This is a genomic window from Klebsiella sp. WP3-W18-ESBL-02, assembly GCF_014168815.1.
Taxonomy (GTDB): domain Bacteria; phylum Pseudomonadota; class Gammaproteobacteria; order Enterobacterales; family Enterobacteriaceae; genus Kluyvera; species Kluyvera ascorbata_B.
On the sequence record NZ_AP021972.1, the window covers coordinates 4456715 to 4479139 of the forward strand.

Below are 22425 nucleotides of genomic sequence, written 5' to 3' on the forward strand. Positions count from 1 at the left end.
GATGGGCTTCTTCACTTAATTGATGCCTGGCAGTTCCCTACTCTCGCATGGGGAGACCCCACACTACCATCGGCGCTACGGCGTTTCACTTCTGAGTTCGGCATGGGGTCAGGTGGGACCACCGCGCTACGGCCGCCAGGCAAATTCTGTTATTAACCCGCTTTTCGCCGGTTAATGTAATCTGTAATCAAGCTGAATATGATGTCTGTCTCTTCGCCAAAACATCTTCGGCGTTGTAAGGTTAAGCCTCACGGTTCATTAGTATCGGTTAGCTCAATGTATCGCTACACTTACACACCCGACCTATCAACGTCATCGTCTTTAACGTTCCTTCAGGAGACTTATAGTCTCAGGGAGAACTCATCTCGGGGCAAGTTTCGTGCTTAGATGCTTTCAGCACTTATCTCTTCCGCATTTAGCTACCGGGCAATGCCATTGGCATGACAACCCGAACACCAGTGATGCGTCCACTCCGGTCCTCTCGTACTAGGAGCAGCCCCCCTCAATTCTCCAGCGCCCACGGCAGATAGGGACCGAACTGTCTCACGACGTTCTAAACCCAGCTCGCGTACCACTTTAAATGGCGAACAGCCATACCCTTGGGACCTACTTCAGCCCCAGGATGTGATGAGCCGACATCGAGGTGCCAAACACCGCCGTCGATATGAACTCTTGGGCGGTATCAGCCTGTTATCCCCGGAGTACCTTTTATCCGTTGAGCGATGGCCCTTCCATTCAGAACCACCGGATCACTAAGACCTGCTTTCGCACCTGCTCGAGCCGTCACTCTCGCAGTCAAGCTAGCTTATGCCTTTGCACTAACCTCCTGATGTCCGACCAGGATTAGCTAACCTTCGTGCTCCTCCGTTACTCTTTAGGAGGAGACCGCCCCAGTCAAACTACCCACCAGACACTGTCCGCAACCCGGATCACGGGTCTACGTTAGAACACCAGCCATTAAAGGGTGGTATTTCAAGGTTGGCTCCACACGAACTGGCGTCCGCGCTTCAAAGCCTCCCACCTATCCTACACATCAAGGACCAGTGTTCAGTGTCAAGCTATAGTAAAGGTTCACGGGGTCTTTCCGTCTTGCCGCGGGTACACTGCATCTTCACAGCGAGTTCAATTTCACTGAGTCTCGGGTGGAGACAGCCTGGCCATCATTACGCCATTCGTGCAGGTCGGAACTTACCCGACAAGGAATTTCGCTACCTTAGGACCGTTATAGTTACGGCCGCCGTTTACCGGGGCTTCGATCAAGAGCTTCGCGTTGCCGCTAACCCCATCAATTAACCTTCCGGCACCGGGCAGGCGTCACACCGTATACGTCCACTTTCGTGTTTGCACAGTGCTGTGTTTTTAATAAACAGTTGCAGCCAGCTGGTATCTTCGACTGATTTCAGCTCCATGGGTAAACCACTTCACCTACATATCAGCGTGCCTTCTCCCGAAGTTACGGCACCATTTTGCCTAGTTCCTTCACCCGAGTTCTCTCAAGCGCCTTGGTATTCTCTACCTGACCACCTGTGTCGGTTTGGGGTACGATTTGATGTTACCTGATGCTTAGAGGCTTTTCCTGGAAGCAGGGCATTTGTTACTTCAGCACCGTAGTGCCTCGTCATCACACCTCAGCGTTAAAAGAAGTCCGGATTTACCTAAACTTCCCGCCTACATGCTTAAACCGGGACAACCGTCGCCCGGCTAACATAGCCTTCTCCGTCCCCCCTTCGCAGTAACACCAAGTACAGGAATATTAACCTGTTTCCCATCGACTACGCCTTTCGGCCTCGCCTTAGGGGTCGACTCACCCTGCCCCGATTAACGTTGGACAGGAACCCTTGGTCTTCCGGCGTGCGGGTTTTTCACCCGCATTATCGTTACTTATGTCAGCATTCGCACTTCTGATACCTCCAGCAAACCTCACAGTTCACCTTCAACGGCTTACAGAACGCTCCCCTACCCAACAACACATAGTGTCGCTGCCGCAGCTTCGGTGCACAGTTTAGCCCCGTTACATCTTCCGCGCAGGCCGACTCGACCAGTGAGCTATTACGCTTTCTTTAAATGATGGCTGCTTCTAAGCCAACATCCTGGCTGTCTGAGCCTTCCCACATCGTTTCCCACTTAACTGTGACTTTGGGACCTTAGCTGGCGGTCTGGGTTGTTTCCCTCTTCACGACGGACGTTAGCACCCGCCGTGTGTCTCCCGTGATAACATTCTTCGGTATTCGCAGTTTGCATCGGGTTGGTAAGTCGGGATGACCCCCTAGCCGAAACAGTGCTCTACCCCCGAAGATGAATTCACGAGGCGCTACCTAAATAGCTTTCGGGGAGAACCAGCTATCTCCCGGTTTGATTGGCCTTTCACCCCCAGCCACAAGTCATCCGCTAATTTTTCAACATTAGTCGGTTCGGTCCTCCAGTTAGTGTTACCCAACCTTCAACCTGCCCATGGCTAGATCACCGGGTTTCGGGTCTATACCCTGCAACTTAACGCCCAGTTAAGACTCGGTTTCCCTTCGGCTCCCCTATTCGGTTAACCTTGCTACAGAATATAAGTCGCTGACCCATTATACAAAAGGTACGCAGTCACCCCATAAAGAGGCTCCCACTGCTTGTACGTACACGGTTTCAGGTTCTTTTTCACTCCCCTCGCCGGGGTTCTTTTCGCCTTTCCCTCACGGTACTGGTTCACTATCGGTCAGTCAGGAGTATTTAGCCTTGGAGGATGGTCCCCCCATATTCAGACAGGATACCACGTGTCCCGCCCTACTCTTCGAGTTCACAACCTGTGCATTTTGGTGTACGGGACTATCACCCTGTACCGTCGGACTTTCCAGACCGTTCCACTAACACACAAGCTGATTCAGACTCTGGGCTGCTCCCCGTTCGCTCGCCGCTACTGGGGGAATCTCGGTTGATTTCTTTTCCTCGGGGTACTTAGATGTTTCAGTTCCCCCGGTTCGCTTCATTACGCTATGTATTCACGTAATGATAGTGTGACGAATCACACTGGGTTTCCCCATTCGGAAATCGCCGGTTATAACGGTTCATATCACCTTACCGACGCTTATCGCAGATTAGCACGTCCTTCATCGCCTCTGACTGCCAGGGCATCCACCGTGTACGCTTAGTCGCTTAACCTCACAACCCGAAGATGTTTCGTAAAACACCATCGTGTTGCGAAAATTTGAGAGACTCGAACACACCGCTTATCTGCTCTTATTACGGAGAACAGACACAGTGTGTCGTTTCAATTTTCAGCTTGATCCAGATTTTTAAAGAGCAAAACTTCGCAGTGAACCTTTTCAGGTACACTCTGAAGTTTTCTTGTATTGTTGCAGTAAAGATGGTGGAGCTATGCGGGATCGAACCGCAGACCTCCTGCGTGCAAAGCAGGCGCTCTCCCAGCTGAGCTATAGCCCCATCGTTTATGAATCTCCCTCAAATTCGCGGGACGAATTTGGTAGGCCTGAGTGGACTTGAACCACCGACCTCACCCTTATCAGGGGTGCGCTCTAACCACCTGAGCTACAAGCCTGCAGAGATTCTTTACTGCTATTTTTCATCAGACAATCTGTGTGAGCACTTCAAAGAACGCTTCTTTAAGGTAAGGAGGTGATCCAACCGCAGGTTCCCCTACGGTTACCTTGTTACGACTTCACCCCAGTCATGAATCACAAAGTGGTAAGCGCCCTCCCGAAGGTTAAGCTACCTACTTCTTTTGCAACCCACTCCCATGGTGTGACGGGCGGTGTGTACAAGGCCCGGGAACGTATTCACCGTAGCATTCTGATCTACGATTACTAGCGATTCCGACTTCATGGAGTCGAGTTGCAGACTCCAATCCGGACTACGACATACTTTATGAGGTCCGCTTGCTCTCGCGAGGTCGCTTCTCTTTGTATATGCCATTGTAGCACGTGTGTAGCCCTACTCGTAAGGGCCATGATGACTTGACGTCATCCCCACCTTCCTCCAGTTTATCACTGGCAGTCTCCTTTGAGTTCCCGGCCGGACCGCTGGCAACAAAGGATAAGGGTTGCGCTCGTTGCGGGACTTAACCCAACATTTCACAACACGAGCTGACGACAGCCATGCAGCACCTGTCTCAGAGTTCCCGAAGGCACCAAAGCATCTCTGCTAAGTTCTCTGGATGTCAAGAGTAGGTAAGGTTCTTCGCGTTGCATCGAATTAAACCACATGCTCCACCGCTTGTGCGGGCCCCCGTCAATTCATTTGAGTTTTAACCTTGCGGCCGTACTCCCCAGGCGGTCTATTTAACGCGTTAGCTCCGGAAGCCACTCCTCAAGGGAACAACCTCCAAATAGACATCGTTTACGGCGTGGACTACCAGGGTATCTAATCCTGTTTGCTCCCCACGCTTTCGCACCTGAGCGTCAGTCTTCGTCCAGGGGGCCGCCTTCGCCACCGGTATTCCTCCAGATCTCTACGCATTTCACCGCTACACCTGGAATTCTACCCCCCTCTACGAGACTCAAGCTTGCCAGTTTCAAATGCAGTTCCCAGGTTGAGCCCGGGGATTTCACATCTGACTTAACAAACCGCCTGCGTGCGCTTTACGCCCAGTAATTCCGATTAACGCTTGCACCCTCCGTATTACCGCGGCTGCTGGCACGGAGTTAGCCGGTGCTTCTTCTGCGAGTAACGTCAATCGCTAAGGTTATTAACCTTAACGCCTTCCTCCTCGCTGAAAGTACTTTACAACCCGAAGGCCTTCTTCATACACGCGGCATGGCTGCATCAGGCTTGCGCCCATTGTGCAATATTCCCCACTGCTGCCTCCCGTAGGAGTCTGGACCGTGTCTCAGTTCCAGTGTGGCTGGTCATCCTCTCAGACCAGCTAGGGATCGTCGCCTAGGTGAGCCGTTACCCCACCTACTAGCTAATCCCATCTGGGCACATCCGATGGTGTGAGGCCCGAAGGTCCCCCACTTTGGTCTTGCGACGTTATGCGGTATTAGCTACCGTTTCCAGTAGTTATCCCCCTCCATCGGGCAGTTTCCCAGACATTACTCACCCGTCCGCCACTCGTCACCCGAGAGCAAGCTCTCTGTGCTACCGTTCGACTTGCATGTGTTAGGCCTGCCGCCAGCGTTCAATCTGAGCCATGATCAAACTCTTCAATTTAAGTTTGATGCTCGTGAATTAAACTTCGTAATGAATTACGTGTTCACTCAGAGACTTGGTATTCATTTTTCGTCTTGCGACGTTAAGAATCCGTATCTTCGAGTGCCCACACAGATTGTCTGATAAATTGTTAAAGAGCAGTGCAACACGGCTTTCGCTCACTGTTGCGAGGTGGCGTATATTACGCTTTCCTCTTTCAGAGTCAACCCTGATTTTCAGGATTTTTTCTCTTCAACCTAACCGGCTAGTTGCTGTGAAGTGATTCACATCCGCCGTGTCGATGGAGGCGCATTATAGGGAGTTTCCCTGAGGCCGCAACCCTTAAATTGCAGAAAAATGACTGACTGCTGCATTCCACAGCAGAACCCCGCCTTATACCCATTTACACACAGAGTTATCCACAATTTTACGTTGCAATAACGTATGAGCGGCTATTCAGGTACGGATTTTCACGGTCGCGCTTTCCATTTACTTAGTTGATTTTCACCAGACCACCTTTAATCGTGAGTACCCCACCGCATCTACCGTTTGCGTTGAGCTGGCTTTATTGGTCAGCGTGGCTCTCGCTTCATTATTAATCGTGGTTGCCTTCTGGGTTAGCCCCGCTTTGGCTTCGCTGACGATATTGGTAGCATCCAGTTTCAGGTCCCTCACCGCGCAGGCTTTAAAATCGACCCCGCTTTTCAGCGTGAGCGACTGACTGCTTTCAAGCGTTAATGTGCCGGTGACCTTTATTGCCAGGTTACCATCTACATTTAAGGTGTAGTCACCATTCACTTTCGTCAGGTCATTACCGTCAACGGTATGTTGCTGGTCGCCCTTCACCCTGACGCTACGTTTGTCGTTGACCTCAGCGTGTCGCTTCCCTTCTTTATTATTACCGTGCGATTGCCCTTGTTAACGATCACTTTCTCATCGTCTAGAAGAGCGATCGTTTTTGACGTTAACGGTCTGGTCGCGGCCAATCGCCGTCGTGCTGTCGTTTAACACGTTCAGATGGAAATCTCTCTGCGCCTGCATCGCCAGCAACCCAGCGTCTTTTTTGTCATCGAAGCGCAGTTCGTAAAAACCTGTTTCGCTTTTAGTTTTAATGCCAGACTGGGTCTGTTTCGCCGGAAGCGAATACGGCAGGGCATTTGCGCCGGTATGCACGCAGCCAGTAATGAGCGGCTTATCCGGGCCGCCGTCGATAAAGCTCACCACCACCGATGCGTGGAATAAACTGCGCGCCAAAACCGTTGCCGCTCCAGGCGGTGGCGACCCGCAGCCAGCAGGAGCAGGTTTCGTCGTTTTTACCTTCTCTGTCCCACGGGAACTGCACCTTCACTCGCCCGAGTTTATCGGTCCAGATCGCCTCGCCGCTTTTGCCGACTACCTGCGCCGTTTGGGTGTGCATAAACGGTTTTGGCGTGCTGCTCTGAGGGCAATACGGCGTGTTTTTTAGGATGGCGGTGAAGCGGTTGCGATAGCGCTCACCGTCGTATTCATGGCTGACGGCGGTAATGAGCCAGTCAATGTTTAGAGATTTGTCATCATGATCGGTGAGCGTAAACCAGTGCCCGGCGGCCAGCGCCGCGCAGTCGCTTTCACCGACCAGCCGTTTCGCCTGCGCCTTCAGGGCGTTACCCTTCCCCGCCGTCAGCAAATGCAGCTTTGCCGAACGAATGGTTCCGGTTTCCCGCTTACTGCTCTGCGCTGCCTGGTACTGGACCTTTTTCTCACCTGGATTGGCGGGAAGGCGCTGTTATCATCTGACAGCACCAGCGTGAGCTTGACTTTCTGATGGGTAAAGAACCAGAAAATCCCCTCCTGCTCCAGCAGTCGCGAAACAAAATTAAAGCCGCTTTCGTTGTATTGCAGGCAGTATTCGCGCTTCTCTGGTTTGGTTCAGACACAAAAAAAGACGTCCGTTGACGTCTATTGATGTTCCGATGGTGCGAAGGCCGCACCGCGATTTTCAGCATAACAACATGAAATCAATGGATTTATAAAAATACGCAGTTGCTTTGTATACTCACATGTATACTCAGCACCATTTCTTAAGAAATCAATTCATTCAATACTACTCATCATCGTCTTCCACTGGTTCCAGTACGTCAAGCGCAACTCGCACCATCGCAATAGAACCTATACGGATAAAAGCATCCTCCCCATCCTCATCAGTTATCATGTAGCGATCTGCTGTTTCAGGCTCACAATCCAGCATTTCAAAGAACGCGTTCAACTGACCGATATCCCCCGCCTCCTCATTTTGCGGCGCATCAGACTCAACACTCAGCGGTATCACTGGCCCACCGTTGACCAGAGTGATATGAACATTGAAATAATCGTCCTCGTAGTCATCCTCTTCATCAACGATTGTTGGTAAACCATCAGCCAGAAACTGATGAAATACCACTTCACGTATATTTAATGCGTAGCGATGCTGCTCGGAATTAAAAACAAAGAAACGTTCTATATTAGGGGCGGTCTGTTCCTGAAAATAATAATAGAATCGCCGCTTATCCGCAGAAGATATAGGCAATAGCAGGTAATCCTGCTGCCCCTGTAGCCAAAGTTTTACGGTCCAGAGGTTGCAGTCCATTTCGATGCCACTGGTCGCAATATTTTCCAGCTCCTCATCGCTACAACTATACTGACTGCGCACTTTTTTCAGTGTGTTTTCGCCACCAGGAAAGACGGCATTTAGCGGTTTATCCAGCGCTGAACATATTGCCTGCGCAAGCCCCAGTCGGGCTGCAACCTTTCCACTTTCGATACGCTGAATTTGCTGCTGGCTGGTTCCGACCATAAATGCCAGTTCGCGTTGGGTGATAGATAGCTGGGTACGAAGCTGTTTGATGTTGTTCTGTAACATGGCATCCATCCTTCAGAAGGAGACAGAAAGTACCATTAAAACACATAAATGAGTAAAGACACAAAATCGTGTTTTTACTCAGTAATCAGCGCTCGTGAACGAAAAGAAAATCTCTTCAGCGTTCTTCTTTTGTATGCCAGAGATCCACGATATAGATATCATTGTCACGAAGTTCGTAGTGAACCTCGTAATCATCAAATAACACTTTTCGGACTTCCCGAGGTTCATACCGAGGCTGCTGTACGCCAATTGCCGGATGCGCTGCAAGGCCAGCGCATCCAGTAATCAGGCGATCCAAAACGTCATCGGCGTGCTGGCGGCTATACTGAAGGGCAAAACGGTAGATACGCTCCAAGTCATCCTGAGCTTTAAGCGTCCAGTAAATTTCCATTTATCAAGCTTTCTTTAAACGGTTAGCGAAATCCACCATGTTCGAATGACTCACCACACGACCAGCATCCACATCGGCAAGACCGGCCTGGATACTCTGATGACGCCGTTCTCTTTCGGCCAGCATACTGGTCAACGCTTCCTTAATAATCCAGCTCTTAGAACGATCTAACTCAATTGCCAGATTTTCAACAGCAGCAGCCAACTCCACTGGTATCTGTGCGCTGATGGTTTGTTTAGTAAGCGAACCCATAGGGATTATCTCCTTTAATAACATTTAATAACTCCTATTAAGATTAGCATAGAGGTGCCTATAAAAACATCACATCTCATTTTGCAGGCAACATCCCCGGAAAGTGCTTTGCCACAATGTCATTCATCTTTTCCACCAGATCCAGCCGTTTGAACGTGATATGCCCGCTCCCCTTCTGAAAGTAGCGAATGATGAACAAATCATCTTCGAAAACCTGCTGATGCGGGTTATCGCGCACAAAATCCATAAACCGGATGGAGACATCATGCCGGTTATCGGGAATGGTTTTGCCATCCAGCAGATACAGCATCCGCTCCAGATCGGCGAGCTGATCGCGCCGCCAGCCCCAGTTTAGGCTGTAGCCCCATCGGTCATGTTTCACCAGATTGTTAACGATGATCTTCTTGCCGAAGTAGCAAGGGTTATTGGTTTTATAGTCCCAGCTCAACCCTTTAAACACATTGATAATGCCGCGCTCAAAAACGTCCTGCTTGTTATGGTGCAACTGCTCAAAGGTACTCAGGATATTGGCTTCGCTGATGGCCGGAAGATCGCCCTCCTCCAGGTTCTTCGCCCACTGACTACGGGCTTCAGCGTCCATCAAGGTTAACATCCCGGATTTCAGCATCAGATCGCGCCAGATGCTGCGATCGATATTGCGGGCGATAACTGGCAGAGCTTTGTCAGTTGCCTGCATCAACCAGCAGTCAAAAGCCCGCCCCTGTCGCATCGCCCAGTGCTCCGCCGTGTTGCCGCCAATACCGGATGTCAGTCGGGAAATCTCATCAAGCTGGTGGATCACGGCTTCAATCTGTTGCAGCGCAGCATTCCGCCCGGTGACGATCCGTTCAATATTTGTCGAGCAGATAAGTTCGTTATGGTTAGTTAACACTTCAGCTTCTGTTTGCATAATTTTTCGTCCGTATAAAAGCAAACGCGCCCGCCGGGAATGGCAGGCGCATTATGCAGGGAGTTAACAGGGATGAAAGATCGGGAATGGAATACGGGAAGGCCGCTCGCAAGATTCAGTGCGCCGCCAGATGACGGCGACCTCGCAACAGGCCCGTTGCCTGTCGCGCCCGCAGAATATCAACAGCCCTAAGGTAAGGTGATGCGTCCTGCCAACCGAATCCTTTGCGATCGATACGAACCAGTTCGTATTTCTCCACAATAAAATTCACGGCATTAGCCAGCGTGATACCGGCGTCAATGTGTTCCTGAATCACTTTCTCTTCGCTAAACGGCGTGTCGTTGAGCGTGAGGCCATAATGCTTAGCCAGCAAATGCGTCAGCATTTTCTGCCAGATTTCGACAGGCGACGGCTGTGATGGTGTCGCCCGGTATGGGTGGTTGTATTGGGTTTGCATAATGAAATTCCGTTGGTAAACAGATATTGAGGGAGGATGCCGGTCAGCTTTTAACGATGGTTGGGTAAAGCGAAAGATAAACGTAACCAAACGATCCGCACGTATCGGCTTCACAGGTTATGCCACGAATTTCAGTCGTAAAACGTCTGGCCTCGCGCGGATTGAGTGCGCCAGTGCGTAAAGCAGCCTCCATCTGTTTAATAAACATCGGAAATACGATATTCAGCGTCTTTAGTTGCGCCGGGGTAAATTCACCGTAAATACCCGCCCGGTCAGCCAGATAGTGCAGGTGATTACCCTCCTGAACTAACCGCGCGCCAAATGACGGGAAGACATCTTTCCGTAGTCCCCATACCGGTGTGGATGTAGTTTTATTTATTTTCATTTTTAGCTTTCCTTAAAGATGATTAATTCAGGGTCACGCAGCGCAGGAGTGCATACGGTCCGTATTGGTCCTGACGACGTTCGGCAAAGACGGCCAGTACGCCGCTGATCTCGGGTACGTGACGACCGGTGTAATGACAGACGCTGCCGGTCCAGCGGTAATGACCAGTACAGTAAGAGGCCAGCCGCGCGCCGGGCGTCTGCCGGTAAATCGTCATCGCCTGGCGTTTACTGACGATGTTCATAGCCAGCCTCTCTCAGCAAACGAAACAATTTCCCGGTGGCCGACGATGAAGTGATCGAGTGTCCGTACCTCAACCAGCAGCAGCGTATTTTGCAAATTACTGGTGATAAGCCGGTCCGCTTTGCTGGGCTCTGCCGTGCCGGAAGGATGGTTATGCGCGAGGATCACCGCAGCGGCGTTATGGCGCAGCGCTGCTTTCACGATTTCACGGGGATGCACTTCGGTATGGTTGATAGTTCCAGTGAACAGGGTTTCACAGGCCAGTAGCTGGTGCTGGTTATCCAGAAACAGAACTATAAATTCCTCCCGCTCCAGTGCGGCCATTTTCAGCCGCAGCCAGTCACGGGTTTCCTCTGCCGAGAGGAACGATACACCGGGCTGGCGCAGGTGCTGTTCCAGTATCGACAGTGCCTGATGGATGATGCGCTGAGCGCCAGGGGTCAGACTGATTGCCGCAGAGGGTATTACATCGGGCTGGATGGCAACCAGCGATAGTGCTGTGTTCATAAGGGGTTTCCTCAGTCAATCAGCCGCATGATGCCGCTGCATTCAGGATGGGCCAGCGCGTAATCGCGCAGGCGGTAGTAGTGCTCACTGATAGCCTGACAACTGGTGCGGCAGGCATGGTGACTCCAGGCCATCAGGCACACCGCGATACCGGTGGCTTCGGTGCTGAGCTCAGCGTCATTGCCGTTGTGTTCGTTAAACAACGTGTAGCTCTCTTGCTCCGGCGGAGTCAGGAACGCGCCGCCATTCGACAGTATGTGAAAATCCCAGATGCCGCCCTGATAGTCGGTGCTCCAGAGGTCAAGCCAGGAAAACACCTGAGGCTCCAGAAAGACCCACTGGCGGACGCGCCCAAAGCGACGACCCCAGAAGGCGATTCGTTCTTCGTCGGGAACAAGGCTGGCCGTGATGATGGTGCGGTCAGGTTGCATCTGGCGTACCGGTGTTTTTGCTTCAGGTGTAGTGGTGTGTTGCATGATAAAATCTCTCTGCAAATTAATGAGTTGGATAGATAAAGTGAAAAAGGATGTGGTGCTGTCGGGTATCAACTCAGCGCCTGCTGGAGTTCTTCGGCCATCACCCATAACGCCCGGTTGAGCTTCAGGTCGCCATCGATGCCTTTCACGGCACGGGTGTGACTGCGTTTCCCCTGAGCTGAACGGCCCGACAGACCGCCTTTTATCAGCGACTCCTGGATGCGGTTATAGACCGTCCACAGGTCGCCGGATTCGTCCTGCCAGCGGCGGGGGGCCAGAATTTGCGCTTCAGTTACCGGCTGGTGGTCTTCACCAAAGCGGTAAGTCAGCGCGGCCTTTGCAAAAGCCTGTTGTGCGGGAGGTGGAAGTTGCAGCGACTGCATGGCCTCGCGTTTTTCCTCCACGCGGTCAAACACGCCGAGCACCTCGTAAGCGCCTTTGATAACCTTCTCCACCACGTCTCCCCGATGCGGCACGCGGATTTCACCCAATGACTGACCGCAGACGAGCGAATTGGTACAGACGCTTCTGAAGTACCCCGGCAGCATCTGGTACGAACTGGAACCATCGTGGCTGTTGAGCAAAATAATCTCCGGCACCTGCACACCGGTGATTTGCCCGGCACGACGCAGACGCAGCAGATGTTTGGTGTGTTCACGTTTGCCGGGGTCCCTGACTCTGGACTGGCAGGCAAAGAAGGGCTGAAACCCTTCGCGTTGCAGGTTCTCCAGCAGTGTGATGGTGGGGATGTAAGCATATCTGTCACTGCGGGATTCGTGGCGGTCTTCACTGAACACGCTGGGAACCACCTGCATCAGTTCCTCATGGGTTAATGGACGGTCACGGCGTATCTGGTTTATCCACCCGAATCGGCTGGCTAATCGCATGGTTTGTTCCTCAGTAGTGGGGTAACGGTATAAAAAAGACCATGCTCCTGGCGGGAACATGGTCTGATGGTGTGGTTGTGGGCAGGTTATGCCCGCTGTGGCTGAATGTCGGTGGACTACGTCTGCGCTTCTGCCAGCTGGTCACTGGTTTCTTCCAGTGCGCTGACTGCTGCATCCAGTGCAGCAATGGCCGTCTGCATCGCATCGCCGCGCTCGCCATTCTGTAAGCCTTCCGGCAGGTTGTTAAAGGCATCCTCTTCCTCCTCAAGCACAGCCTGCACGTCGTCCTTCAGTTCAGTGACTTGTTGCGCCAGCAGAGCCAGGCGTTTACGGCGTTCGTTGTTCACGCGGACTCCTTACGAATGCCGTAGTCAGCGATAAAGCGGTTCAGCCCCTGACCGGCTCCGGCAGCAAAGTTCCAGTCCCGCCAGATAAGGCTTCCGTCAGTATCACGAACGACCAGACGAAAGTGGGTCTGCTGATCATCTTCGATGGCAACATTCTGATAGCAGTCGGCAATTGCATTTGCTTCGGCACGGATAAATGGCCCGTCGGGTAGTAATGCTGGTTCGGTCATTGCAATCTCCTCAGAGAGCAAACAGAAATAAAGAAGCCCAGTCGCCGTAACGACTGGGCTGTGAAAAAACAGAGATGATGTTGTGTAGAGCGATAAATCAGCGGCTTAGTCAGTATCCTTATAAAACTGACCGTCCATACGGCTCTGAAATGCCATCGGCCAGCAGACGTAGGGAAGTGTGAGCTCAACCTGCTGCTGGCTCTGAATGCTCTGGTAAGTACAGACTTGTTGATTCAGCTGTGCGCTTTTTCTGCTACTAATAAACCGGTAGGTAATATAATCGGTATAGCTCCCGGCCTGACTGGTGACGGGCAGGCGTAATGCTCCGGCGACAAGTAATAATCCTGACAGGGCTTTCAGATTGAGTTTCTGGCGTTGCATATTTTACAGCTCCTTATTGGCAATATTGATGATGAATTAATGGCATTGATGTATCACGTAGCTCAGTTCGTCACGATGAGAAATGTTTTCAGTCGTGTGTTATGAATTTTTCATTAGGGAGAGAAAGGGCGATAAATGACCGGGATGTAGTGTTTGAAAAAAATTCATTAGTGTAAGGAATGGCACAACCAAAAGAAACGCACGCAACAAATGCAAAGAGAATGTTTTTACACATTCTCTTTGATGTTCAATGAAGTAATATATATTTAAAATTTATTTAATTTCACCGGAGGAGGTTTTTTGTCTGTTGTATTCCTCAGAAATAAGATGATTAATGAAATAATCCTGATTGAAACCCGTGTGTTTTACCATGCTATCCAACTTTTCATTGTTTTCATGAGATATATAGAATTTTTTGTTGATGTTTTTTCTACCCTTTTTATCTCTTGTTTTTTGCGATGATAATGCGCTGCCTATTTTCTTTCTAAATAACTCCTTCTTCTCCGGAGTATCAAGAATTGCATCATAGAAACCCGTCAGGCATATTTTTTTATCTTCATTTGTGATGGGCAAAAAATACCTGGTGATATTATAAGGCGGTTTCTCAGCATAGTCCCATCGATACGTTATTTCCCTCTCATTATCCTTTGCAAAAGGATCTGGCATATTTACATATTTTTGCCACTCGCCTCTTAAATCATCAAGGATTTTTTTCTTCCTCACCCCACTGCAATCCAATTCATCAAAGTATTTTATCAGCGCATCAAATCGTCCACGATGATCGGGAAATACTTCATTACGTCGGGTGTTGCAACCAATTTTAATATACCATGCCCATAGACAAATTCTTTTATCATTTATCAACCCAAAGTCAGTTAACGGCAACAATTCATCCTTACAGGCCGCCTCCATTTCCTCTATGAACTGATCTATCCGCCGCTTATTTCCCCGATAATAATCGTTGAGTTCATCATCAATCCATTGGCATATTTCACTCGTATTTCCGGATTTATTATCCCAGTCAAATTCATCGCGAACGCTTATTCCTGAACGTCTTCTGCTTTCCATGTAACGGACATAAAACTGGCACTTTCTAATGTTAGTTTCAGAAACATATTTTTCATAACTCATCAACAAATACCTCATTACATAAACAATCACGCCGTGATTTTACCGTCATTCTGCATGATTTTATGGTGTTTTTGTCGCAAATTTATCAAAAATTAACCGAAAATGCGCCGTGACGATTTTAAAGGTCTAAAGAGTGAATGGTGATCGACGTTGATCTTCAGTGAATGAATTTTTAGTTTTATCGACCAGACTATGCTCTGTCACCCTGGTTGGATATAGCCGTCAGTGCTAGCCAGTCACAGCCCAGGAAGCAGTGATTCGTGATATGTGCCATCATGCTGAAATAAGGTTATTACTGTTATTATACAGCGACAGTATATCTGACCGGATACAACGTACATCGTTATCAATACCCTATCTAATATTACTAACCAGAGTCAACTAAAAACTTACGTCCCTCTCTCATGTTCATGATGCAACATAATGAGGAACGCATGATGAAATCAATCCCAGTTACAAACGCTAATCACCCAACATCCCCTCATCTGGAAAGCTGCCTGCACCGGCATGTAGATAACCTCTTCAACAAATTCTCCAAACTAATTCTGCTCAGAATCGATTTTGCCTATCTGAGTTACTCGCCTGAGTTTACTCAGCAGGATGTTCATGGCCTGTGTGCTGATATGGTTCAACTGGAGAACGCATTAAACAATATCCACGGTATCGCGGGTTATCTCTGGGTCGCTGAATATGGGGATAATCACCGACACCATGTACATAGTGCAATATTCATTAATGCTCAGTTACGCAATAAAGCCTGGCCGGTCTTTCAGGAGATTGCTGAGTGCTGGCAGCGTATTACCGATGCAGAGGGTTATGCTCATCGATGTACGCCACAGCGCCATTATAAAGTCAGAGGGGAAGAAGTAACTGAATACAATGACGATGAGGGGATAAACTCTATGAAATACATTCTCAGCTATCTGGCGAAGACTGAGCAAAAACCTGATGGAATAAATATCCGGTTTAGCACTATTCCAGATAGAACCCGCAGGGGAAGGCCAAGAACCCATCTCTGGAAGTGATTTATTACGGCGGCTGTTTTTGTCATGAGCAGTACCACATTCATTCTCATCCATCCCGGTACTGCTCTCCTGTTTACCGGAGAGAACATCATGACCAGCTTGCCAAATACATTATTAAGCGATCAATTAGTCGATATGAAATTCATCACTACATTTACCGGCTTGACGGATAAGTGGTTTTATAAACTTATCCAGGACGGGGGATTTCCAAAGCCGATTAAATTAGGCCGGTCTTCACGCTGGCTGAAAAGTGAAGTGGAAAACTGGCTGCAACAGCAGATAGAAAAATCCCGTGGATAAGGGGGTAATATCCATGAACGATATGATCCAACTATCCGCACTGCAACGGCATTATCAGCGGCTCTTAAACAAGTGTGTTGCCCGCGATGATGCAACGGGCCGTTTGCTATCCCGTCATCGTGACCTGCTCAGAGTTGTACCTGCTGATATATCCGGGATTGGTATCATGCTGGTTCCGACGTTCTTACTCCCGACATCACCAGCGGATTGTGGCGAACGGTTAGTACCTCGCTCTGCCATTCGCTTTACGTCTGAGACGCCCTGGAGCAGTATTCTGACCAGTGAGGTGCATAGATTGGGGCTACGGGATTACACGGCGGCATATAGCCATTTGTCGCCGTATCAACGCGAGGCCCAGGCGCTGGTGGTCTTCAGTGCATTACTCACTAACCACCCGCATTCTCCTGAGCCAGATATCAACGACTTGCAGCGCACCAACCCGGAACATCACCAGCTGGTGGACGAATATCTGTTCTTTGCCTTCTACGACCAGTGGTGCGACATTCCAAAACCAGTGTAAGGCGATTATGATGGTTAGCTGTGTTTTGCTGGCCGCATCGTCATCGCGATTCAAAGCACCGGAAGCGCCTCCCAGTCAAACACATGCCCGGTCGTATCCATCACGTCGGCGTGGCCGCTGTGATGTTGCAGGTAATCGCGTATCGACTCCGGCTGTTCCCCCTGCCGGGTGATCCCCATCCATTCTTCCATTAGCCGGTTGTTGTTTACCGTAGACCAGAGCGGCTGTTGGTTACCAGTTATCGAATCCTGAGTGGCTACCTGTGGGCTGAACCAGAAGAACATCGGCACCTGAATAGCCTCGTGCGGCGGGTGAGTCCCTGCGTGGTGATACATCACATCTCCCACGGGATCGCGCACCAGTGCGTGATCGGAGAAATAGAGCACGGAGGCGTGTTTATCCTGCAAAAGCCGGAAGACCTGACCCATCAGCGCATCAGTGAAATGCACCGAATTGTCATAGCAGCCATCCGGGTTATTCGCGTCCGGGAAAACAGCAGCGTTATGCGGATAGCGGTCGCAGGCGTTTTCATGGCTACCGTAAAGATGCAGCACAATCAGCTTTTTCCCCGGATGCGTCAGCGCATCACGTAAGAGCGGCACCAGTGCATCATCATAGCCCTGATCCACCCATTGCTGGTGGTGAGCCAGTGAAGCGATGGCGGTAATAATATTGTTGTGCGCACCGCCGGTCCCCTGACGACTGAACCACCAGGTATCAAAGCCTGCCTGATTTGCCACGCTGATAATATTATCCCGGTAATGCTGAAAATCATGGTGTGAAGGCGTATCGCCAGTCAGCGCCAGCGGCACTGCCATAATCGTGACGGGCGCACCGCTGGCTGCATGGCGAAACAGCAGCAGATGGTTACGCTGTGCCTCCAGTTCGGGTGTCGTCTCTCGTCCATATCCGTAAATATGCATATTCGCAGTACGCTCCGACTCACCAATAATCAGCACGTAGGTATCAATGCCGGTATCGCGGGTGGTCGGTGCGTACTGTGGTGGATTCGCGGTGACGGAGGTAATGATCTGACTGTCCTGCCAGACCTGTAAAAATACATTGGCATTGCTCACTGGCGTGGCAGCCAGCACCCGCTGTAACGGGCTCTGAAGATTATTGCTGCGCAACTGATGGATCACGGCCTGAATACTGAACCCGGCCAGCAGCAGAAAAAGCAGTAAAACCGGGGTCTGACGAAAACGGTTTGTCAGGTGGGGTGTTCTGATGACGCTCAGTAGCAGAATTGCCAGCGCTATAATAAACAGTATCACGTAGCGGAAATAAAGCCCCAGCATGGACAGCGATTCATCCACGTTGGAATCCAGAACGCTCTGTGCAAATCCATAGCTGAATGCCGAATGAAAGCTGAGCCAGGCCCAGCCGGTCAGGGTGATATCCAGTGCAATCAGCGCCAGCACAGGCAACGCAATACCGTAGCGCCAGCGCTTACTGACGAGCTGAGAGAGACTCAACATTATCAGAACAAAGACCAGCGCCCGGTCAAAAACAACATGGACTGGTGCTATCAGAATATTGGCGAGAACCACCAATAGCGTGGCGATAATTAACGTGGACCAGCGGGAAATACAGGCGACAGAAACAGGCCGTAGCCGGATTTTAGACATAGCTTACCCTACCCGTAATTACAGGTTATTTTTCAGCAGAATGCTGCGGTTAGAAGGCTGGCGCTGCCAGCGCCGCTATTGAGGAGAACGCAATGCGGCCTTCATTCATGAGCCCCTGTTGGCGGGGAATGTAGGCATGTATCCCGATATCTTCGTTTAGCACCACGAGTTATGAATATAACCATGCCGGAGATATGGATTATGCGGAACGGATGCTGGCAGATGTTCACGAGAAAGTCAGATCGTTTTCACAGATCAATTTTTCGATATTGATCGTTTTCACCGATCAGGCGTGAATTCCGGGGATATTTCTCTGAATATTTTTAAGTTCAATCAATAAATGACCAATTTTCTATCGCTGAGTTATGACGCTGGTATCAGTAAGTTAGTCTGAATTATGGTGATGACATAACCAGCCATTAGGCTGGCGTACAGTGCGGTGATTTTCAGTGGGTGAGTAGAGGTATATAAACGATTAGCACAACAGCATTCTGGCCGGTGAGATACTGTGATTAGGGTTAACGGGTGATACGGTAGTATATACCGGTTCGGGGCATCATTGGCTGGCAGACGAATTCTCCGGTAAAAACAGAACCAGCATCAGAGTGAATTTAATAAACTCTGATGCTGTTCGTTCGGCGATATTGCGAGCAGTTTACATTTTTAGATTAAAGGTATTAGTCGCACTGTCTTTAGATACGTTATAACCTTTAGAAAAATAGTGCGTCTGAATATCCTGCGCCATAGCATCGGCCCCAATATTGCTGTTAACACATTGGGCTGTATATGTCTGCTGCCCATCAATAACCATGGTGTAAGACCCGTTTTGACGACCATCTTTCAGATTGTAGCCGGATTCAAGTATTGCATAACCAACCTTGTTGCCATCATTGAATTTGAACCACAGCTCGGATTCGACATACGGCAAAGCACCCGAATGCATGGTCAGGTTATATACCGTTAACAATCTATTGCCATCGAGCTGATCGTCATTCGGATATTCCCATGACTGATGGGTTTGATCATTAACGTAGCCATACCAGACCACGCCATTTTGAGCGTAAGCAGTAACCTGCTGATGGTCATCAAGGTCGCACAGAAATACCTGATGCATATCGCCAGCGTGCGCCGTTGCAGTCGCCAGGATAGCCGCTGCGATAACAGCTTGAATGGTTTTGGTTGTTACCATGAATATCCTCCTTAATTAGTTGTAATTGTTATACCATAGGCAATGTCATCGGTTTGGTTAATTCTGGCATTCCACGCTTGCCGATAATATTTCTGCCTATGCTTTATTGCTCCATGATGTACTTCGTTCACATCCAATTTAGTGGTGGAAAAATCGGTTCTTAATTAAATACTCAGCAGAGCCACTCTGCGGTTTTTTTATTAATTAAAACATAGCCGGACGCTACATAAAAAATGTGCTGTATGCAGATATCTGGATTATCAGAAAGATGGAAGATGCACTTTCTCACCATCCTTGTAGCTAATGTAATCCATCGTGAACCCTGGCTTCAGTTGCTCCGACTTAATGAGGTAACGCAGCTCCCACGCAAAATAGACATCGTTCTTACACATCATCCTGCTGACTAATTTATTGTCATCGTAATACTCAATCATTCCGCGTCCAGTTTTCCAGTTCGGATTATCATTAGTATGAAGCTGGTGAATAGCAGTAGTATCCAGCGTGACTTTCATCTCCCCCTTTTTACTGTCACCGCCCCCCATGAATGAAACGGAAATACGGTCGCGGTACCCGTAACGCTCATCATTTCCGTAACGCGCGTCGATGTGGAGCAATTTATTATCCGGTTTTTCCGGGTACCGAAAGTTCCAGGTGGTTCCTTTATCTTTGTTATGAATGTCTACGTTGTACTGGAGGAAACCATTCCGATTGGTCATTCGGAAATAGTCGCCATTGTCTAACTGGCATTCAAAAATTTCGTATTGTCGGTTAAGTGCATCAGTGACATCGGTATAAGCGCTGGCGTTAGTTGCCACCAATGCGATTGCTGAAAGTACGTATTTAAACATAACAGAGTTCCTTGAAAAACGGCAGCAGGCCTTGGTTACGTTCTCCGACCTGCAATTAGGGAATAAAAAACGTTCCCGAAAAACCTGTCGGTAAAAAAGATGGTGTGACTGGCAATCTATGCAACCCTGAAGGATAACGGTTGCGGAGTAATAAGTTGCTTTATTATCGGGCAGAGAACGCTGGTGAGGCAACAGGTTTCTTAGTGCTGGTTACTACTAAATAGCTGCGTCTAATACCGCTACACCTGCCAGTTACTGACATATGGCTGGTTGCGTGCGAGCAACGCATTTCAGGCCCGATTCGGTGCGGTCAGGCAGAGGAAACGGCCCCAAAGCCTTGCCCTGCAAGCGCCAGACGAAAGCGGAGCACTATTCCGCGCAGCTATTTAGCCAACTGAAACAAACGCAAATAGTATCGTGTTGCATCACAGGAACCGCTTCCCATAAGAGTCTTGTCTCTCTGCTTCTCTGGAGGGCCTTCAACTGTATCGACTATGCCACACCGTGATTTAGAGGTTTATACTCTAGCTATCAAATGTTAACATACAAGTATGGCAAGTATATTCGTCGAAGATCTCACCATCCAGACTGCCGCCTGCCGTTGCTCCCAGCGCGACCCCGCTCCCCATACCCACCAGAAATCCAATCACACCACCGGCAATTGTCCCGACACCCGGTATGATTGAGCCTGCCGCCGCACCGAGCGCTGCACCTTCAGTGCCACCAGATATACCCGCAACGCCACCAGCGATCGCTCCAATGCCACCTCCAATTTTTCTACCGACATTTCGTTTCTGTGTGTTGGTTGAACCGCAATGTGGACAAATCATTTTTATCTCCTGAGGCAATTAAAATAAAACCCGCTTGAAGGTGATTCACAGCGAGCCGTAAGATGTTGTCATGGAGATAATATCTATCTTAAAATAGTTTAGTCATAAAATTACCTTAATTGATTTTTTATATTCAGTATAAATTTTATATTTGAAAATATAGAATAACTACAATTTAGAAATTATATCCCAACATTACTGAAATATTCTTACATTCGGAATAAACAATAATGCTGGGCCAATATCAAGGAGATGGTGAACGGTAAAGAACCGTCTTCAGATAATCATCCGTTGCGGTAAACTCCGGTGCTTGTCCACTCAAAGCCTGCGTCAGAGGGATAATTTTTGTCCTGACCCCCATTCCCCTGAAATCAACGTAACCATAGTCGCGCAAGACTTCCATGATAATCGTATTACGCGGCGAGCGCTGGCCTGCCACCATCTTCTCAACCGACATAGAGTTATTCAGCGCACCGGGGCTAATAACCTCGAATCGGTTATTATATAAGCCGATTTCAATCTCAACAAAGCGTGTCCAGTCACGATGCGCCAGGGCATTTACAACGGTTTCACGAACAGCTTCTAACGGATAATACCAAGTGGTTTCCCGACGCAAGTTCGTATCAGGTTGAGAGGCCTCAGAAGTAATAAATGGCATGATGGTTGACATCAAACGCTCAATTAATCCTCCATCGATCAACGCTCTCCCAGCCTCTTCGGTATCAAAACGTCCCACCATTGGGCCATCCAGAATATCATCCAACAACGGCTGATATTCTTTGTCTTCACTGGCAAAGGCAAAGACACGGATACCCGATTGACGTAAATACTGGCGTGGATATTTACCAAAAAGAACTAACCCGGCAATCGTACAGCAAACATTTTCACCCGCTTGCGTCAGAAAGCTCAACCCCAGCAACCGTTGTTGCCATTGTTCCGGTGTCTCCGGAATATCTGGGTCATGCAAAATATCGCGCAGATAATTCAATAAGCGGGCTTCATCCAGGCAGGTAATATCTGTTCTCGGAACGGGCATCACCTCGGTATGTAACATACCGCCAATTTCGAACAAACGCATTTGCTGCTCGCGAGTCGCCAATCTGGACGTGGACCCCACGCGAATGAAGATTTCTTCCCTCCCCTGATGGCGCACGACATAAGGTTTAGAAATTCCTTGAGGAAAGCTCACGATAGCCACCGTAAGAGAATCATCCATTCGGACTTCTTCATAGAACGGCAAAAGCATTGGGTGAATTTTATCCTGCATTACATTCATCACCCACTCTTCCAGGTTCTGACGATGAATACCAGAAATGGTGCCATCATCCTCAACACCTAGCAGGACGCATCCTCCCTGGAAGTTAGCCATGGCAACAACTTCTTTCGCCAGTTGCTCCGGGCGGATATCATCACGCTTAAACTCCACTCCGGAGCTTTCTCCGTTGGCAATGATCTCCAGTAACTCGCTTTTAAGCATGGC

The 22425-nt window shown here is 49.4% G+C and carries 26 protein-coding genes, 2 tRNA genes and 3 rRNA genes; 3 read left to right on the forward strand and 28 right to left on the reverse strand.

The features are described 5' to 3' along the window. Positions 1–24 precede the first annotated feature (24 nt). From rrf to H7R56_RS21570, 23 genes are all read right to left on the reverse strand, one after another. Positions 25–140: ribosomal RNA gene (gene rrf / locus H7R56_RS21475) — 5S ribosomal RNA — on the reverse strand. Between the two features lie 97 nt (positions 141–237). After that, positions 238–3144 (reverse strand): 23S ribosomal RNA (locus H7R56_RS21480). Between the two features lie 206 nt (positions 3145–3350). Then, positions 3351–3426: transfer RNA gene (locus H7R56_RS21485), tRNA-Ala, on the reverse strand. A 38-nt stretch (positions 3427–3464) separates the two neighbouring features. Continuing rightward, positions 3465–3541: transfer RNA gene (locus H7R56_RS21490), tRNA-Ile, on the reverse strand. Positions 3542–3611: 70 nt separating this feature from the next. After that, positions 3612–5151 (reverse strand): 16S ribosomal RNA (locus H7R56_RS21495). Together the 16S, 23S and 5S rRNA genes with 2 tRNA genes alongside form the textbook arrangement of a ribosomal RNA operon. Before the next feature lie 483 nt (positions 5152–5634). Further along, the gene (locus tag H7R56_RS27750; RefSeq protein WP_223878938.1) at positions 5635–5976 is read right to left on the reverse strand and encodes a hypothetical protein; all 342 of its coding nucleotides are present in this window, start codon (positions 5974–5976) and stop codon (positions 5635–5637) included. 87 nt (positions 5977–6063) lie between these two features. Next, complete coding sequence (locus H7R56_RS27755) at positions 6064–6384, reverse strand: bacteriophage T4 gp5 trimerisation domain-containing protein (protein WP_223878937.1); 321 nt, start codon at positions 6382–6384, stop codon at positions 6064–6066. Beyond that, positions 6323–6796, reverse strand: coding sequence for a type VI secretion system tip protein VgrG (vgrG, locus tag H7R56_RS27760; RefSeq protein WP_223878936.1), 474 nt, complete (start codon positions 6794–6796; stop codon positions 6323–6325). The genes H7R56_RS27755 and vgrG overlap by 62 nt, the downstream gene beginning before the upstream one ends. Continuing rightward, positions 6790–7011, reverse strand: a complete 222-nt coding sequence (locus tag H7R56_RS27765; RefSeq protein WP_223878940.1) for a phage late control D family protein — start codon at positions 7009–7011, stop codon at positions 6790–6792. Before H7R56_RS27765 ends, vgrG begins: the two co-directional genes overlap by 7 nt. Before the next feature lie 202 nt (positions 7012–7213). Then, positions 7214–8008, reverse strand: a complete 795-nt coding sequence (locus tag H7R56_RS21505; RefSeq protein ID WP_094760971.1) for a helix-turn-helix transcriptional regulator — start codon at positions 8006–8008, stop codon at positions 7214–7216. A gap of 115 nt (positions 8009–8123) precedes the next feature. Continuing rightward, positions 8124–8399: a type II toxin-antitoxin system RelE/ParE family toxin gene (locus H7R56_RS21510; protein ID WP_094760972.1), complete on the reverse strand. Its 276-nt coding sequence runs from the start codon at positions 8397–8399 to the stop codon at positions 8124–8126. A gap of 3 nt (positions 8400–8402) precedes the next feature. Beyond that, the gene (locus H7R56_RS21515) at positions 8403–8651 is read right to left on the reverse strand and encodes a CopG family ribbon-helix-helix protein (protein WP_094760973.1); all 249 of its coding nucleotides are present in this window, start codon (positions 8649–8651) and stop codon (positions 8403–8405) included. 76 nt (positions 8652–8727) lie between these two features. Further along, positions 8728–9561 (reverse strand): DUF4942 domain-containing protein, encoded by an 834-nt coding sequence (locus H7R56_RS21520; RefSeq protein ID WP_094760974.1) that lies wholly within the window; start codon positions 9559–9561, stop codon positions 8728–8730. Between the two features lie 115 nt (positions 9562–9676). After that, positions 9677–10018 carry a TA system toxin CbtA family protein gene (locus tag H7R56_RS21525; protein WP_094760975.1) on the reverse strand — a complete coding sequence of 114 codons (342 nt, stop codon included), beginning with the start codon at positions 10016–10018 and terminating at the stop codon, positions 9677–9679. A 43-nt stretch (positions 10019–10061) separates the two neighbouring features. Further along, the gene (locus H7R56_RS21530) at positions 10062–10403 is read right to left on the reverse strand and encodes a type IV toxin-antitoxin system YeeU family antitoxin (protein WP_094760976.1); all 342 of its coding nucleotides are present in this window, start codon (positions 10401–10403) and stop codon (positions 10062–10064) included. A 22-nt stretch (positions 10404–10425) separates the two neighbouring features. Continuing rightward, positions 10426–10647 carry a DUF987 family protein gene (locus H7R56_RS21535; protein WP_094760977.1) on the reverse strand — a complete coding sequence of 74 codons (222 nt, stop codon included), beginning with the start codon at positions 10645–10647 and terminating at the stop codon, positions 10426–10428. After that, positions 10644–11153, reverse strand: coding sequence for a RadC family protein (gene radC / locus H7R56_RS21540; RefSeq protein WP_171862414.1), 510 nt, complete (start codon positions 11151–11153; stop codon positions 10644–10646). Before radC ends, H7R56_RS21535 begins: the two co-directional genes overlap by 4 nt. Positions 11154–11164: 11 nt before the next feature. Further along, positions 11165–11584 (reverse strand): antirestriction protein, encoded by a 420-nt coding sequence (locus H7R56_RS21545; protein WP_094760978.1) that lies wholly within the window; start codon positions 11582–11584, stop codon positions 11165–11167. A gap of 113 nt (positions 11585–11697) precedes the next feature. Beyond that, a complete protein-coding gene (locus H7R56_RS21550) occupies positions 11698–12516 on the reverse strand; it encodes a DUF932 domain-containing protein (RefSeq protein ID WP_094760979.1) in 819 nt (272 codons plus the stop codon). Between the two features lie 116 nt (positions 12517–12632). Further along, complete coding sequence (locus tag H7R56_RS21555) at positions 12633–12863, reverse strand: hypothetical protein (protein WP_094760980.1); 231 nt, start codon at positions 12861–12863, stop codon at positions 12633–12635. Then, complete coding sequence (locus H7R56_RS21560; protein WP_094760981.1) at positions 12860–13093, reverse strand: DUF905 domain-containing protein; 234 nt, start codon at positions 13091–13093, stop codon at positions 12860–12862. The genes H7R56_RS21555 and H7R56_RS21560 overlap by 4 nt, the downstream gene beginning before the upstream one ends. Positions 13094–13198: 105 nt before the next feature. After that, positions 13199–13474, reverse strand: coding sequence for a hypothetical protein (locus H7R56_RS21565; RefSeq protein ID WP_182928402.1), 276 nt, complete (start codon positions 13472–13474; stop codon positions 13199–13201). Between the two features lie 273 nt (positions 13475–13747). Continuing rightward, positions 13748–14605 (reverse strand): hypothetical protein, encoded by an 858-nt coding sequence (locus tag H7R56_RS21570; protein WP_094760983.1) that lies wholly within the window; start codon positions 14603–14605, stop codon positions 13748–13750. Between the two features lie 434 nt (positions 14606–15039). On the opposite strand from H7R56_RS21570, the gene H7R56_RS21575 reads away from it, so the two are divergent. The 3 genes from H7R56_RS21575 to H7R56_RS21585 all read left to right on the forward strand — a co-directional run bounded on the left by H7R56_RS21575 (position 15040) and on the right by H7R56_RS21585 (position 16450). After that, a complete protein-coding gene (locus tag H7R56_RS21575) occupies positions 15040–15630 on the forward strand; it encodes a rolling circle replication-associated protein (protein ID WP_174329944.1) in 591 nt (196 codons plus the stop codon). A 90-nt stretch (positions 15631–15720) separates the two neighbouring features. After that, positions 15721–15930 carry a helix-turn-helix transcriptional regulator gene (locus tag H7R56_RS21580; RefSeq protein WP_094761036.1) on the forward strand — a complete coding sequence of 70 codons (210 nt, stop codon included), beginning with the start codon at positions 15721–15723 and terminating at the stop codon, positions 15928–15930. Between the two features lie 166 nt (positions 15931–16096). Further along, positions 16097–16450 (forward strand): hypothetical protein, encoded by a 354-nt coding sequence (locus H7R56_RS21585; protein WP_182928403.1) that lies wholly within the window; start codon positions 16097–16099, stop codon positions 16448–16450. Between the two features lie 50 nt (positions 16451–16500). Here the strand turns inward: H7R56_RS21585 and H7R56_RS21590 are convergent, their stop codons facing one another. The 5 genes from H7R56_RS21590 to H7R56_RS21610 form a co-directional block, all read right to left on the reverse strand. Beyond that, positions 16501–18078 (reverse strand): sulfatase-like hydrolase/transferase, encoded by a 1578-nt coding sequence (locus H7R56_RS21590; protein WP_094760986.1) that lies wholly within the window; start codon positions 18076–18078, stop codon positions 16501–16503. A gap of 655 nt (positions 18079–18733) precedes the next feature. Beyond that, positions 18734–19267, reverse strand: coding sequence for a hypothetical protein (locus H7R56_RS21595; protein WP_094760987.1), 534 nt, complete (start codon positions 19265–19267; stop codon positions 18734–18736). Positions 19268–19527: 260 nt separating this feature from the next. Continuing rightward, positions 19528–20115 (reverse strand): hypothetical protein, encoded by a 588-nt coding sequence (locus H7R56_RS21600; RefSeq protein WP_094760988.1) that lies wholly within the window; start codon positions 20113–20115, stop codon positions 19528–19530. 524 nt (positions 20116–20639) lie between these two features. Beyond that, positions 20640–20945 carry a hypothetical protein gene (locus tag H7R56_RS21605; protein WP_094760989.1) on the reverse strand — a complete coding sequence of 102 codons (306 nt, stop codon included), beginning with the start codon at positions 20943–20945 and terminating at the stop codon, positions 20640–20642. Between the two features lie 244 nt (positions 20946–21189). Further along, positions 21190–22422 (reverse strand): RNA-binding domain-containing protein, encoded by a 1233-nt coding sequence (locus H7R56_RS21610; protein WP_065945025.1) that lies wholly within the window; start codon positions 22420–22422, stop codon positions 21190–21192. Between the last annotated feature and the right edge of the window lie 3 nt (positions 22423–22425).